The organism is Nostoc sp. CALU 546, assembly GCF_048836525.1.
Window position 1 is genome coordinate 238,792 of record NZ_JAWJTF010000001.1, and the last position, 16,005, is coordinate 254,796.

Genomic DNA, 16,005 nt, shown 5'->3' on the forward strand with positions numbered 1-16,005 from the left:
GATTAAGAATTTAAAACTTAGTTGGAAAACGGGCATTGGGCATTGGGCATGGGTTTAGTTGCAAAACCTAGAAAACAAATGCACTAATTCTAAAAATTGGGTTTTTGTGATTGTGAAGACTGAAACTGTCTTGATTAGACTTCTTGCAGAAGTGGGTAAAGGGGAAGGGGGGAAAGGTGAAAGGATGGAATTTTCCCTTTCCCTTTAACCTTTAACCTTTCCCCAACATCTTGTAAAAGTTACTTTTGCAAGATGTCTATTGTAGAGCAATAAAGACAGTTTTCTAATAACTATATTGAATCCTAAATCTGTATTAGGGAATACAAAAATCTAACTTTTGAGAACAGTATTTCCCAGGACATTAACATCTTTTGCCTGTAGATGGATTCACAAAATCATGTAAATCTTCATCCCAAATGCTGATGTAAATAAAATCACATTGTTGACGGATTATCTGACCTTTAACCGAGCCATTCTGAAAACTAAAATTATCAGACTGGCGCTTTTGTACCTTTTTGAGTCCCTGCTTAATCTCTTCAGTGGCTTGCCCACTTAACATTCCATTCAAGGTAGTCTCCATAACCTGTGGATCTACCGATTGGGCAAAAGATACCTCAGTTTGACGCAGCACTTTAGTATTACGATCAAATAGGTAGCCAAGGTCAATTTTGTTTGGCACTAGTTTGTAAACAACGGCACGAGTCTTGCCCCATGCGCCTCTTAAATCTTGATTTGGTTTGCCGAGAGTAGCTTCTACCGTGCTTCTTGATGTACCTGTAGGAAATGCGGGAACACTTTGGCTGCTGTTAGTGGCAGCTAATTTACTCGGCGGCTCATCATTCTTCTGTGGTGGCGGAGGTGCTTCTGGTGTGGGAGGTGTAATATTCTCTGGTTCTGGCTGTGGTGTAGAACGCACTTCTGCTGCTGGTGTATCTGAAGTTACAGGCTCTTTTTCTGGCTGTGGTTTAGATACAACTGGGGGATTAAAGATTGGCAAAGGATCGGCAATTACTGGCTGTCGTGATGGTGAAGTGGGTACGACTGGAACTGGAGAAGTTTGAGAAGAAACAGATGGTTCGGGAGATGCCGGATCGGTAGGCAAAGATTCTAGCGATCGCGTGGGACTTGTCGCAATAGTTGTTTCTGGTTGTTGCTGACGAGTCATACTAGAAATGGCGACTGCACCAAGCAAGCTGCCTACCAGCAAAGTACCAACAATCACAGCAGGTTTTTGCCAGTTTCCAGGAGTAGAAGACCCTGGAATCACAGAATTTTTTTGTGGGGAATACAATGCCTGGGTTTGTTGAGTCGATGCAGCAGAGGGAGAAAAACTGACTGTGGGAGTATTTGCAGCTAACTCAGGAGGTATACTATCACCAGATTGCAAGGCATGTAGCATTTTACTGGCAGTACTGTAGCGATCGCCAGCATGAGGCTTAATTGCCTGATTGAGTACCGCCGCCAATTGGGAAGAGACATTAGGGACGTGTTGCTGCCAAAGTATTTCCCCAGTTTTCAGATCGGTTATTAGTTCTTGCGGGTGTTTGCCAGTCAGTAGATAAATCGCCGTTAAGCCTAAGCTGTAAATATCAGTGGCGTAAACTGGGCGGCCAACGGCTTGTTCGCTAGGCATATATCCAGGCGTACCAATGACAAGCGATCGCGTCGGCTGTCCTGGAGAATTCACCACTGAACGGATTGTTTCTTTAACTGCACCAAAATCAATCAAAACTGGCTTACCATCCACAGAACGGAGAATAATGTTATCTGGCTTGATATCCCGGTGAATAATGCCTTTACTGTGAACATAATCTAAGACTGAAAGCAGACTCAAGAGAATTTCCCGGACAGCAGCTTCACTCTCAAATCCTTTGGCTTCGAGAATTTTTGTCAGGGTTTGACCGTGAATCCATTCTTGGACAAGGTAAAATTGCCCGTTTTCAGAAAAGTAGGCGTAGAGTTTCGGAATTTGTTGACTACTTTCACCCAAATATTCCAAGGTTGCTGCTTCCCGTTCAAACCGCTGTTGGATCAGTTGGTAGGTTTGCGGGTCATTATTGGTTATCGGTTTTAGTTGCTTGATCACACAGCGACGGCGAGAAGGCATGTGGACATCTTCTGCTAGAAAGGTTTCGCCAAACCCACCAGCGCCGATAACCTGGATAATTTGATAGCGATTGTTCAGCAGGGTTATTGTCATGAAAAATTACAAGTGTAGATACCCAGTGCGAAGCCAGAGATTTTCTGTTTTCTCCGGGCTTGTCGTCAGACATCGCCCTTTCCAAATGTACATCAGATAAGTTGGTGAGTTATGGACTTTGAATTGAGGATGCCATCCGTTCTCAATACCTATTAAGGAAAAATTAAGGGTTTGAAACCCACGGAGGTGGGTTTTGCTTGTCTAAAAGCGGTTTATAACCGCCGATTTTAAAAGTATGTTCTTCTATTTTTGGCCCTTTTTTGGGGTGAAATTTGCGTACAAGCATAATGTTTTTAATGCAGGTAAATGCATTAAAAATGCAGAGTATTGCCAAATTTGATTTGCGACAAATTAATGAAATGTTGTACTAAGTGAACTCTATAGTTTCAACAAACTCTAAAATACTCTCCTTAATGTCTTCGGCTTCTTCTTCAATGGAATCGGGAGTTTCGCCGTTGAGAAAACTGTGTTGACTACTCACTATATACAAAAACTCACCACTGATAAAGGTGAGCAATCCCCGATATGCATCTAATCTGATTGCAGTTCCATTATTTTCTTGCTTAGAAATCGTCGAACCTTTGGGCATATCGATTAACACATAGTAAGCGCCTCGCAAAGTATTTTCTAGATATTCGGTATACTCCACAGAAGCATCTGGTACATTGACAAAAATCGCTTGGGGTACATACTTGTCTACTAAGATTGTTTGTAAATATTCTTCTTGTCCAACAGACTCCAGTTCCTCTAACTGTTCTAGAGGGAAAGGATAATAATCGATTCTTAGCAAAGTACCAACGTCATCAGAAAAGCCAACTACTCCTTCCTGGCTTTGAATTCTACCGCCTTGCTGCGGATCAACTGGAATCGGCACTGTAAAATTACCTAAAGGAGATTGATATATCTGTTCACTAAAATCCTCTATGACCACTGTTTCGTCTTCATCGTCGTCTGCATATTCTTCATCTTCTGCTTCTTGAAAGGCTGCAATTACCTCCTTGATGATTTCCTCTGCTTCTTCATCCTCAAGTTCCAAGGCTGCTTGTAGCTTTTTGAGGTAGGCTTGTTTCGGTTTGGGGATGGCAAGTTCATCATCTAAAAGCACGATTACCCCAGCAGCAAAACCATCCAGCACTAATTCATCAGAAAGAGATACTTTGGCGACATTAAACAAAGGCCCAATTCCCTCTTCTTCTGCAATGGCGAGGAGTCTATCAACTATTTCTGCGATTTCATCTTCTGAGTATTCCTCAAAGACCTCGAATTCCCAAAGGATACCCGCTAAACTTTCTGCATCTACATCTTCAATGGATGAATCAGCGATCGCAGTGACAGTTGCGATCGCCGCCACCGCTTCTTCTGGACTGAGTGATTCTTTTGATGTCTTTGGTGAGTTAAAAACCTTGTCATATTTGGTCATAATTGCTACCTAAATTAATGGGTTGATAGTAATAATAGATTGAAAGTGACAATGGTCAGTTTACCTTACTCAGTGCTGAGTGCTGAGTAAGGTTTGAGAGTTTTCCCCATAAGCAAGTGGCGTGGTGGTTTTTTAACTCAGCACTCTTCACCAATGAAGCAAATCTTCTAGAGAAAAAGTTCGCTAATATCTGGTTTACTTGGTATTGTTCAGGTGTAACGAAACCTTGTTGACAGCTAATCTCCAGCGCCAATTAAGCCTTGCTGTAATCCACTCCACAAACTCCTGACTTACCCTCTCATGATTTGAGACAGACAGGAAGCGATCGCGATATTTTTGTAAAAACTTGAATCTAAGCAGTAACCTTGGTGTCCTTACTCCCCACACTCCCCACACTATGAGTGAGAAATCCGGGCCCAGGATGCCTGATATTTCATAGTAATTCAAGTGACCGCTAATCGGGTCTTTCAAATGGTAGTAATTGACAGGGTGAACTTGATCGAGTTTGCATTATATCAGGTTATTAACCAGGTGTTGACTTGGCAGTACAAATTCTGGTTTCAACACAGAAAGGTTGAGATGTTCTAAAATCTGTTGTCGAATGTACACTTAAACACGAGCTAGGCTCAATATTTACTACAAGTCACTTTAACTAGATATTGTAAATTTTTGTTATCAAGCGATTACCGTTAATAATTGCTATATTCCTTTGTTTTTATCCTCTAGCAGATGAATTATGTCTACCGATAGAATTATAAACTAGCTAACGATAGATACCTACACCGTAGGCAGGATGTCACAATACCGAAGTTTGTAGCGACACACAATACTCAAAACGTTGTACTGTTGTTTCTACAACTGTGAATTACATGAAATTTTGAGTTTTTTTATGGTAAAAACCCCTCCATCCCAGTTTTCACCGGATCAATACAAAGTTGATTCTGCACAAGAAAAAGTAGAAGCTATTATAGAAAGCCCACCCTCAGAAACTGAGATTGACTTAGAGTTTCTTTACACCAGAGATATTGAATTTCGTCAGGAAACTATTTACTTTCTTGTAGTAGATCGCTTTTATGATGGCGATCCAGATAACAGCGAAGGTGCAAACTCAGAACTGTATGATCCAAATAGACAAGATTGGGGTAAGTACTGGGGTGGCGACTTGCAAGGTGTCATCGACAAATTAGACTATCTTAAAAACATGGGAGTGACAGCCATTTGGCTGACTCCACTATTTGAGCAAGTAGAAGAGTTATTTATTAGCAATGCCGCGATGCATGGCTATTGGACAAAAGATTTTAAACGGATTAATCCTCGCTACATTGCGGATGGAGAGAATCCTTCTTTAAATGCTACCCAAGAAGAAAAAAATACGACCTTTGATCGGTTAATTACAGAACTGCACAAGCGCAATATGAAGCTGGTGCTAGATATTGTCTGCAACCATAGCAGCCCTGATACCAGCGGTAGCAAAGGGGAATTATTTGATGATGGTGTGAAAATTGCTGACTTCAATGATGATGTCAATCATTGGTATCACCACTATGGTGAAGTGCAAAACTGGGAAGACGATTGGCAAGTGCAAAATTGTGAACTAGCTGGTCTAGCAACCTTTAATGAAAACAATACAGAATATCGGGAGTATATTAAGTCAGCTATTAAACAATGGCTAGACCGGGGTGTGGATGCACTACGAGTGGATACTGTCAAGCACATGCCGATCTGGTTTTGGCAAGAATTCACTGGCGAGATGACCAATCACAAACCAGATGTATTTATTTTTGGTGAATGGATTTACAGTAATCCTAGTGACGATCGCTCCGTAGAATTTGCCAATCACTCAGGCATGACACTTCTAGACTTTGGACTGTGTGTAGCAATTCGAGCCGCACTAGGGCAAGGTTCAGAAATGGGATTCCAAACAATTCAATACATTTTTGACCAGGATTATCGTTACAACGGGGCAACAGAGTTAATCACCTTCATCGATAACCATGATATGTGCCGCTTCCAATCGCTGAATCCTGATCCAGCGATGTTGAAAGTGGCGATCGCCTTGATTATGACATGTCGCGGTATTCCTTGCATTTACTACGGTACAGAACAGTATTTGCATGACGACACCGATGGCGGTAACGACCCGTATAACCGCCCGATGATGGAAAATTGGGATACTGAGAGTGAGATTTATCGTTGCATCAGGTTGCTATCTGGCTTACGGCGACTGAATCCAGCCATCTCAATGGGTAGTCACTGGCAAAAATACTTAACACCTGATATTTACTGTTATGTACGCCGCTATCGTGACTCTCTGTGTTTTGTAGCTTTAAACCGGGGAGGAGAAGTTACTCTCCCAGAAGTAGACACAGAATTACCCGATGGAGAACATACTTGCGTGGTGACTCGCAATAAGTATGAAGTTAAAGACGGCAAGATTTATAACCTGGTATTAGAAGAACGGGGAGTGCTTGTTTTTAGCCATGTTGGCGAACGAATCAAAGCACAAACAATCGTCCGCGTCCAACTCAATGGCGTAGATACTCAACCCGGTGAAATCATTGTGGTGACAGGAGATTGCCCAGAGTTGGGTAACTGGGATATCAGCAAAGCATATCCTTTAGAGTACATCAACTCGAACACATGGTCTGCCGAAATTCCCTTTGATGAGAGTGCTGGTAAGCTCATTGCTTATAAATATGCCATGTGGCGGGAAGGGCGATCGCCTTTGCGGGAAAATCTGGTAAATCGCCGCTGGGTGATTGCCAAAGAAGGCACTGTCAAATGGCGTGATACCTGGGCATCGGGAAGAGAATCCTAGAAATATAGAATAATACAGCTAAGTGCTGAGTGCTGTACATGGATAGCGGGGCGTTGAGCCAGTACTGAGTAAAAACCCAGTTTTTTCAAGACTTTGAGAGTGAAGGATTAAAATTTTGATTCTTCACTCTTTATTATTTATAGCCTCTCTCCTTTACTAGCGAATTAGGAGAGAGGAATGGAAGTGAGGTCAAAATTGTATCTCATGCTTGTCGAGAACCGCCATATCAAATTGATCAAAATCTCATTTTTGGATAAAAGTTGAAAAATTTTGATGAAACTCTCTCTGGGTAGAGTTTTCAGCCGTTGCATGGCGGCTTATAGCAGCTTCGCTACTTTCTCCCCTAAATCAGTTAACTCTTATTGTCATCGATGTCAAACCCGATTCGGGAATTTTGCAGCATCGACAATGCCGCCAGTCATGTAGATACTCGATCATCAGTGAGAGGTTAAGGTAATTGCACTTACAAACTGCTGTTACTGTACTTCATAAACCTGCCACCTGTTGTAAAAACGATAAAATCTAAATTTTATTACAAAGTAAATTTTTGAGCGTAAATGCTATCACACAAAGAGCGATCACTTTCTTCAACATTAGGGTTATTCCTCAAATAGTCATGCACCCATTCACAGCCGCATATCAACAGATAATTTAGATCCAAATTCCATAGAATTACTGTATTATCCAAACTAGCGGAAGCGATAGTTTTCCCGTCAGGGCTAAAAGCTAGGCTATTGACTCCAGCTTTATGCCCAGTGAAGGTGGCAAGGCATTTGCCCTCAATATTCCAAATTTTAATAGTATTGTCATAACTAGTGGAAGCGATGGTTTGTCCATCGGGGCTGAAAGCTACGCAAGTGACAGCATTGCTATGACCAGTAAAGGTGGTAAGGCAGTTTTCTTCAATGTTCCAGAGTTTGATAGTTTTGTCCCAACTAGCAGAAACAATGGTTTTTCCATCTAGGCTGAAAGCTATGCTCCAGACTTGATGGTTATGACCAGTGAAAGTAGCAAGACATTCGCCCTCAATGTTCCAGAGTTTAATGGTCTTATTGCGGCTAGCGGAAGCGATGGTTTGTCCATCGGGGCTGAAAGCTACACTCAGAACTTCATCATTATGAGCAGTAAAGGTAGCGAGACATTCACCTTTAATGTTCCAAAGTTTAATAGTCTTGTCGCGGCTAGCGGAAGCGATGGTTTGTCCATCGGGGCTGAAAGCTACACTCAGAACTTCATCATTATGAGCAGTAAAGGTAGCGAGACATTCACTCTTAATGTTCCAAAGTTTAATAGTCTTGTCGCGGCTAGCGGAAGCGATGGTTTGTCCATTGGGGCTGAAAGCTACACAAATGACAGCATTGCTATGACCAGCAAAGGTAGTGAGACACTTACCCTCAAGAGTCCAAAGTTTGATAGTGTTATCAGCACTACCAGAAGCGATGGTTTTGCCATCGGGGCTGAAGGTTACGTTCATGACTGGAGCACTATGCTCGGTGAAGCTGACAAGGCGGTAGCCCTCAATACTCCAAATTTTAATACTTTTATCCCAACTAGCAGAAGCGATGGTTTTGCCATCGGGGCTGAAAGCTACACCCCAGACCTCGTTGCTATGCTCAGTGAAGGTAGCAAGGCATTTGCTATCAGCCCCAACGCTCCAGAGCTTAATAGTGTTATCAGCACTACCAGAAGCGATGGTCTTGCCATCGGGGCTAAAAGCTATGCTTGTAACAATACCAGTATGCTCAGTGAAGGTAGTGAGGCATCCGCCCTCCAAGTTCCAGAGTTTAATAGTCTTATCCCCACTACTAGAAGCGATGTTCTTGCCATCGGGGCTGAAAGCTATACTTATGACAGCAGCCTCATGACCTTCAAAGGTTATGAGGCATGTACCTTCAAGAGTCCAAAGTTTGATAGTTTTGTCCCAACTAGCAGAAGCGATGGTTTTGCCATCGGGGCTAAAAGCTACACCCCAGACTTCATTGCTATGCTCAGTGAAGGTAGCAAGGCATGTACCTTCAAGAGTCCAAAGTTTAATAGTTTTATCAGCACTAGCAGAAGCGATGGTTTTGCCATCGGGGCTAAAAGCTACATCCCAAACTTCATTGCTATGCTCAGTGAAGGTAGCAAGGCATGTACCTTCAAGAGTCCAAAGTTTAATAGTTTTATCAGCACTAGCAGAAGCGATGGTTTTGCCATCGGGGCTAAAAGCTACACTCATGATAGTATCAAGATGAGCGACGAAAGTAGCAAGACATGTACCTTCAATACGCCAGAGTTTAATAGTTTTGTCATCACTACCAGAAGCGATGGTTTTGCCATCGGGGCTAAAAGCTACACTCCAAACTACATTACGGTGATCTTTCAAGCGGTTGTATTCTCGTACTTCGTAAACTGCTTGCGTTAGCGCTCCTAAAATCTGTATTTGGGTCTCGCTTTTTGCCCTATCTAATTGCTTGAGTCGTATTCCTACTCGTAAACCTTCTATCAGTGCTTCTAATTTTTTCCCTTGATGAAAGAGTGCATTTGAATAGCGACTAAGAGCATCGAGTTGACCTAGTTGAAATTCATCTGCTTGCCTTTTAAGTTCTTCTAATCTTCTAGCTCCTTGTTGTCGACGAATAAATTCTACCAAATAATCATGAACTAGTTGATAACGATCAGATGGAGATTCTGGTAATCGAATTATTAAGCCTGAACCAACTAAAATTTCTAAAACAAAATCTAACTTGTCCGTTTTTACATCTAAAGCTAATGCTATCTCTGCGCGTGTCTTGAGGGGACGTGTATTCTTTTCATCAATTAATAAATACAAAATTTGTTCAGTTAAGTTTTTATTTTCTTCACCACAGTCTTGAATAACTTCTGCTAAATATTGCTCTACTAACTTGGCTTTAGGGTTATTACCAAGACAACGATATTGTTTTAAAGTCTGAATTTCATCTTGCTGAAGTTGTGCACCAATAATCTGTAATTCAATTGGTCGTACTTCTCCCTCATTGCTAGCTAAATCTTTTACTAGCTCATCAATTAAATCAAAATTTAAATTAAATTGGGAGCGTTTGGTTAAACTTTTGATTATTATTTTTGCCTCATTTTGAGTAAAGTTTCCTATATGAAAACGTACTTCTCTTTTTAAAAAATCAATTTTATTTTCTTTGGAATCGATAAATTTTTCACATTCTAATAAACGATGAAGATAATCTTCTCTTATTGATAGAAGAACTCTGGTATACTGAATATCTCTTCCTAGAATACAAGTTTTTAATAATTCATAAAACTGCTGGCGTTTTGAGATATCACTTATAGCAAAAAAGAATTCCTCAAATTGATCAAAAATAAGGATTGTTAGGAATTGTTCACTGGCATTTTTTTGTAGGATTTCACTTATTGCTTCTAAAGAATTGAGAACAGGTAACGTGATATCTGCTTGAATTTCTTTTAAACCCTCTGTAATAGCTATTCCTAATGCTGTAATCCAATTAGTATAGACTCGCAGAACTATTGGCAAAACAATGCGCCCACCAATATTTTTTTCTTTAAGTGCTGGTACTAAGGCTGCATCTATAATAGAACTCTTACCAACACCTGATGGACCATGAATAACCGTTAATTTTTTATCCGAAGAGCTAATTCTCTCCTTGATTAAACATTCAACATCTTGCTCTCGTCCAAAAATAGTTTCTGATGTTCCCGATCCTTGTCCTGCTTTTTTTAACCGACTTGCACCAACAAAAGCTCGGAATCCATACTGTTGTTCAATCGAACGTCTATCTTGTTTGGTATAAAAAGCTTCTAGATATCTTTTTTCTTCAAAATAAAGTAAGTGTAATTCTTTGAGAATGTCTACATGAAGTTGTGGCTCAGATTTTTGAAAATTACAATCTCTTGCCTTTTCTAGGTTATTAATTGCTTGCAATTTTTGATTTAAATATCGCTGTGCTTGTGCCAAAATTAGTAAGTGTAAGCATTGATACTGCTGATTATCTGGTTCTGTTCCCAAAATTTTCAGTGCTTTTTGAGCTAATTGGCTTGCGTCCTTTGCTAATTCAACTGATTTTGGTTTTTTGAAAGAACGAGACTTTTCCAGCGCTACCTTAGCTAAAAAACCATAATCTTGAGCTAGTTTAATAGGATTACCAAACTTTTTGTGCAACTCTAGAGATTCCTGAGCCAATTTTTCCAATTTGTCCCATTCTTGTAAGTTTTGCAGTATCTTTCCCAATTGACCAATAAAATTAGCAATTAAATCTGGGCGTGTATCCCAACGAAAGCTCTCAATGCATAGCTCTAAACATTTCTGTGATTCTTTTAAATAATATAACTTTTCTAACTGAGATAATTCTGACTTACGGTAATAACATAAACCAATATGAAAAAATAAAACACCTTGCCATTTTAAAGAATGATTTCTTCGCCAAAATCCAAAACTTTGATAATAAAAAGTCAATGCCTTATCAAAGTTGTTACTTGCAAATTCATCTCGACCTAAAATAAAATTGATACTAGCTTCTAAAGTTGGTTCTAATTTATAAACTCGATTTTTTAAGGTTTTGCATATTGAATTTATTTCTAAGCGGTAATAACTTTTAAGAAGTGTAGAATTTGGCAGAAATAAATCCCCCGCTGCTAAAGTTTTTTCAAATATAATATTAGTATTTTTTTGAAGTAGTGTTACTAACTCATCTGTAGCAAGTTCAAACTCACAAAAAATGCCCCATGTTTTGAAGTCTGGCGCTGAATTATTCAATTGTATTAAAACTTCATCAGTAACCCACAAAACTACTGGAAATGGAAAATTGTTGCGAAATTCTTCTCGAACTTGATTAGTAGAAATCAGCACTTGTTCAAGATTTTTAACTAGTTCAAGATTAAAAACCATCAATACTGCTGGTTTTTCGTCTTTTATTTCTTGTTTGATAGTCGTATACAAAGTTTGAACTGAATCTTTTAAGATAATTACTCGTATATCACGTGAACATGATTCTTTTAAGCGTTTTAACATTTTCTCTCGCAAGCTGACATAGTTACAGCGTGCAAAAATTAATGAAAATTCTTCCAGATCAATTGCTTGTATAAGCATTTCTAATGAACTTTCATTATCTTCATTAATATCTGTTGGTTGCTCCTGTTTATTCATGTTTTTAGCTCCTCTGCTTCGGCTAAAACTGGATTAATATCAAACCAAGGACCTGTATCATCATTTCGATATTCATATACAAACATACTCCGTAACAATTGTTGGTATTCTGGGTTCATAGCTACAATCTTTTTCTTATGCTTAACTTTATGCAGTAATTCCCATTGTTCCTCTTGAACTACTGAAATTAAACTATTGCGTTGCTCTTTAATTGCTTTTTGCAAACTTTCATAGGAAATTGGTGGATTTTTTGTTTTGAGACCACAGCTAAAAAGTAATGCCATTAAATTTCGTATATGACCGCCACTAACACGGCAAAGTTTATCCAATGTATTCGGGCTATCGAAAACATCTAAAATACAATTTAAACGTTCTTTTTCACTCAAACTGGGAAATGCTCTTGCCATTACCATCTGTTGTAGAAGTAACATTCCTTGCTTGCATTCACTGCCATTTCTAAATTGTACGGGTACCATTGGAAGTACCTTTGGAACTACTCCATTCCCTAGTCGTTGCTTCAGAGAATCAATTTCACTTGAGAAGATTAAAGGTAGAGGTATAGTATAAACCACATGACAGTTCAGTCCACCCAGTTGTGAGCCTTGGTCTATAAATATATATTCTGGCTGGGTTCGACCAGATGGCAGAGTTTTATTACCAATTCGATCTAAGTTGTCTACAATTACAACTAAACCTTGTTTACCTCGACGTTTAAGTTCTTGATTAGCCTTTGCAAGTACTTCTTCGTTGATATATTCCACAATGCTACTAGTACGGGATTCTAGAAACTCCCTTAGTTGGTCGCGCTTTTGTGGGTTTTCTTTAGTTTTTGCAGTTATTTTGGCAATGTTACCAGGAATAGAAAACTCAGCACTCAATTCTAACGGTGCGTTTAATATCTTTATTATATCAGTTAACAAATTTTTTAGTAATCCTGGCTGTATTTTAATGTTAACAGCTTCTAAGCTTTCACTAATTCTTCCAGCTATTGCTAGTAAAATATCGCTAATACCTACATCAACTAAATCTAAATCCTGACTTGACTCAAAATAAACTACATGAAAATTATGTTGTTCTAATTCAGATTTTAACCGTATTAACTCTGTAGATTTCCCACATCCTATATGTCCAGTAAAGAGTTGGCAAGTTTTATTATTATCATCTGAAAAAATTTTAATTGTTTGCGCTAATTCCTCAATAATTTCACCACCCCGTACTGAGGAGAAATCAATATAATATTGCCTATCCTCCTCTTTGCCCATATCTAAAGTTTTATCTGGTTTACAGGCTTTTTTAAATTTCAAAAAATCAAGTTGCATTACTAGATATCTGCTGAACACTAAATGAATATACTGCAATATTAACTTTTTTTCTTGCCCATAGTGAGATGCTTATAAAACAAATAATTATAAATTGGAGGTTTTTGTGTTGATTAGATAACAGAAAAAGAATTTAGCTAGAAAAAGCGGATGTATTAATTAAATGATAAGTATTTGCAAGAAGGCGTAAATAGAAGGTTCGTGCAACCAGGGGCAACCTGTGGCTATAAAGCTTATACAGCAAAAGTTACAGAGATTGATACGAGATTTAACCGCGCTCATAAAAAGATAAGTTGCACAAATACTTTTTCTAGCGCATAGATAGTAAAATAACTTTGCCTAAAACGGAGCTTGGAGTACCTGTAAGTGTGTCTTTCAAAGTATTATCGCTCCGTCTCTAATTAGTCTTAATTTCTTAGCGTACAATTTTCCCAAATTGGCACGGTGATGCCTGATACCAATGGTTTGGGGTAGCGGTTTTATAACTCAGGTGCAAGAAACTTTTAATTTAGATTCAGAGCAAACGTATAGGTATAGTACCTCAGCCCGTTTGGTGGACTGCTTTGGGATGTTTGATTATTTGTTGGGGATGGAGACAAGTCAATGAACCAAAGCAAAAAGAAACGCAAGTCTTTGAGTTTGCGGCTTCAACCTTATGAGGGTGATGTTTTAGCGGAGGTGGTTGATTACTTGAACTCGTTGCCCAAGGATGAGGCACAGCGCAAGGTGGCTGATATCTTGGTGGCTGCTTTCTTGCCAGTGGCGCGGTATTCGAGCGGTTCCTTTACGCCAGAGCAGATCCGTTTTGCTTGTTGGGAAGCGCAGGACTCGTTGAATAAACACGGTAGTTATATGCGTTTGGCACTGTCGGTGGAACAACCGCAGTTTGTTCTGTCACAGCCAGCGTTGACTGCACCAGTTGTAGCGGTCAATGCCCCAAGCTACAAGAGTAATGTTTTAGAGTCGCCTGAGCTTGAGGGGGAAGCGGCTGATTCAATCAGACCTGCTTCAATAGTTCAAGGTCAGGCTTCGTCTCAAGAATTGGATGCGATTTTTGGGGGAGATTGAGCGAAGAATATTTGAACAATAGCCGCCGCAGTTGTAGCTGTTAACTGTTAGGCGGCTTTTGTCGTGCTTATGTAGTTTAGTGGTAGTAATTTTGAGGGTTATTTTTTTCTTTTTCGGTTTTGGCTGTCAAAAACTTTCCGCCAAATATGGCGTACTGTGCGTCAGAAAAAGATGGATTACAGAGCTTAAAAGCTTTTAAGCGATTTTCAGGGTAATTGACCAATTATTGGAAAATAATGGGAGACTTCTTATAAGTATTGGGAACTGTTCGGATTTATTGGGAATTTTTGAGCTAATGAGAATTTTGTGACTGGATGATGTAAAAGGTGTAAAAAGGTAAGAAAAAATTGGAGATTTGGGAGATATTGTCGAGATATTGGGAGATGTTGAATGTAGTTGGTGAGAATTGGGAAAATGGATGTTTTTTCGAGGTTTTATCTCAAAAGCACGAATTAAGTGAAATCAATAAGTTAGTGCAAAAACTGTAATATTTCTTGATAAATTTGTCAATAATCACGGTTTGGGCGGTTCATCTTGAGAGTAATTATCAATTAGATAGACAAAAAAAGGGTCAAAAACAGGGGTAAATTTTTTTTGTGGATTTTGTTTTTTAATGTTGAGTCTTGGTTCTGTTTCAAGTCGAATGCTCAACGTTCACTTTGTTTGTGATCAAAGAGATTAACTCTCTGCCCCGCACGTTGTGTCAACCTAATCCAAGATAAAATCAGGAACGAAAAAATGAAATTGATGATGAGCTAGGGGTAAGGTATGGAAGTCAAAAGCGAAGTGACAATAAAATTTAGTGGCTCACTACCAACAGCCACACCTCTTCAGAATAAAAAAGTTGCAATCGAGTTGACTGACCAGAACGGCATAGTCTTCACCGCTCAAGTTAATGCCAAAAGTTGGCGTAAGGCTGAAACTAGCGCCTCGGAGTTTGCAGACTGGGCTGGGGCTGTATCGGGCAAGCTTGGCCAACGAACAGAAAACGGGTTTGAAATTATTGATGCAGGAATTCAGCTTTTTGAAAAGAAGGCGAAGGAGGTAAAACCAGATGTAGGGGCTACTGTATCTGAAGCTGGCGTTTCTTTATGACCACATACAACAAAACCCTACTCCTTCACTGCGATCGTGTTTGGTGTGGGGTTAACTACCTATACAGTAACCGGGGCATTGAATTTATGAAGCCCCATGTAAATTTCTGGCGTGAGCTAAAGCTGCTCTCTTGTCAAAACTTGAGAGCAGTAAAAGTATTCTCAATCAGTAACAACATCAGCAGTTGCTGAAACTTTCCGAACTACCGCTGCATATAATTGTCAAAATATTAAGCCATCTTATCAGCTAAACAACAAGCCTTTCTAACTACATTTAGAAAGGCTTGTTGAAATATAGAACCTGGCATCGAGCTATTTTTGCGTAGGGCTACCCCTAAACTATCGTGGCCGCAGCAGCGTTTCACCTCTGAGTTCGGGAAGGGTTCAGTGTGGTTCCACCGCGCAATAGACACCAGGAAAACCTGATGGGAATTAAAAATTAAAAATGTAAAATTAAAAATGACTTTTGAAATTTTACATTTCTAATACTTCAGAAACCCTGAAGACTGCAAGTAACGCGAAACCAAATGAGTTGTGAGGTCAAGCCCTCGGTCTGTTAGCACGGCTCGGCTACATACATTGCTGCACTTCCACCTACCGCCTAAGAACGGGTGTTCTGCCCGTGACCTTACCCACTTATTGTGGTGAGAGCACTCATCTTGAGGTGGGCTTCCCACTTAGATGCTTTCAGCGGTTATCCGCTCCGCACTTGGCTACCCAGCGTTTACCGTTGGCACGATAACTGGTACACCAGCGGTGCGTTCCTCCCGGTCCTCTCGTACTAAGGAGGACTCCTCTCAATGCTCTTACGCCTGCACCGGATATGGACCGAACTGTCTCACGACGTTCTGAACCCAGCTCACGTACCGCTTTAATGGGCGAACAGCCCAACCCTTGGGACGTACTTCCGCCCCAGGTTGCGATGAGCCGACATCGAGGTGCCAAACCT

At 40.0% G+C, this 16,005-nt stretch carries 7 protein-coding genes and 2 rRNA genes; 3 read left to right on the top strand and 6 right to left on the bottom strand.

What is annotated here, in order from left to right:
* Positions 1-361: 361 nt before the first annotated feature.
* Both RRG12_RS01070 and RRG12_RS01075 read right to left on the bottom strand, forming a co-directional pair.
* On the bottom strand, positions 362-2,200 hold the full coding sequence (locus RRG12_RS01070) for a protein kinase domain-containing protein (RefSeq protein WP_420758034.1): 1,839 nt from the start codon (positions 2,198-2,200) through the stop codon (positions 362-364).
* A gap of 367 nt (positions 2,201-2,567) precedes the next feature.
* Positions 2,568-3,620 carry a hypothetical protein gene (locus RRG12_RS01075; protein WP_420758035.1) on the bottom strand — a complete coding sequence of 351 codons (1,053 nt, stop codon included), beginning with the start codon at positions 3,618-3,620 and terminating at the stop codon, positions 2,568-2,570.
* A gap of 889 nt (positions 3,621-4,509) precedes the next feature.
* Between RRG12_RS01075 and RRG12_RS01080 the strand changes: the two genes are divergently transcribed.
* Complete coding sequence (locus tag RRG12_RS01080; protein ID WP_420758036.1) at positions 4,510-6,438, top strand: alpha-amylase family glycosyl hydrolase; 1,929 nt, start codon at positions 4,510-4,512, stop codon at positions 6,436-6,438.
* A 532-nt stretch (positions 6,439-6,970) separates the two neighbouring features.
* Here the strand turns inward: RRG12_RS01080 and RRG12_RS01085 are convergent.
* Both RRG12_RS01085 and RRG12_RS01090 read right to left on the bottom strand, forming a co-directional pair.
* Complete coding sequence (locus tag RRG12_RS01085; protein ID WP_420758037.1) at positions 6,971-11,575, bottom strand: eIF2A-related protein; 4,605 nt, start codon at positions 11,573-11,575, stop codon at positions 6,971-6,973.
* Entirely contained in the window at positions 11,572-12,894 is a 1,323-nt protein-coding gene (locus RRG12_RS01090) for a P-loop NTPase fold protein (protein WP_420758038.1), read from the bottom strand. The genes RRG12_RS01085 and RRG12_RS01090 overlap by 4 nt, the downstream gene beginning before the upstream one ends.
* A 603-nt stretch (positions 12,895-13,497) precedes the next feature.
* Between RRG12_RS01090 and RRG12_RS01095 the strand changes: the two genes are divergently transcribed.
* A complete protein-coding gene (locus RRG12_RS01095) occupies positions 13,498-13,962 on the top strand; it encodes a hypothetical protein (protein ID WP_420758039.1) in 465 nt (154 codons plus the stop codon).
* Between the two features lie 768 nt (positions 13,963-14,730).
* On the top strand, positions 14,731-15,057 hold the full coding sequence (locus RRG12_RS01100; RefSeq protein ID WP_069071936.1) for a hypothetical protein: 327 nt from the start codon (positions 14,731-14,733) through the stop codon (positions 15,055-15,057).
* 298 nt (positions 15,058-15,355) lie between these two features.
* Here the strand turns inward: RRG12_RS01100 and rrf are convergent.
* Positions 15,356-15,473, bottom strand: a 5S ribosomal RNA gene (rrf, locus tag RRG12_RS01105).
* Between the two features lie 119 nt (positions 15,474-15,592).
* Positions 15,593-16,005: ribosomal RNA gene (locus RRG12_RS01110) — 23S ribosomal RNA — on the bottom strand; the annotation flags it as partial.

Coding starts and splice junctions, on each gene's coding strand:
- RRG12_RS01085 (WP_420758037.1), bottom strand. CDS start 11,575: ATGAATAAACAGGAGCAACCAACAGATATTAATGAAGATAATGAAAGT.
- RRG12_RS01095 (WP_420758039.1), top strand. CDS start 13,498: ATGAACCAAAGCAAAAAGAAACGCAAGTCTTTGAGTTTGCGGCTTCAA.
- RRG12_RS01100 (WP_069071936.1), top strand. CDS start 14,731: ATGGAAGTCAAAAGCGAAGTGACAATAAAATTTAGTGGCTCACTACCA.
- RRG12_RS01070 (WP_420758034.1), bottom strand. CDS start 2,200: ATGACAATAACCCTGCTGAACAATCGCTATCAAATTATCCAGGTTATC.
- RRG12_RS01080 (WP_420758036.1), top strand. CDS start 4,510: ATGGTAAAAACCCCTCCATCCCAGTTTTCACCGGATCAATACAAAGTT.
- RRG12_RS01090 (WP_420758038.1), bottom strand. CDS start 12,894: ATGCAACTTGATTTTTTGAAATTTAAAAAAGCCTGTAAACCAGATAAA.
- RRG12_RS01075 (WP_420758035.1), bottom strand. CDS start 3,620: ATGACCAAATATGACAAGGTTTTTAACTCACCAAAGACATCAAAAGAA.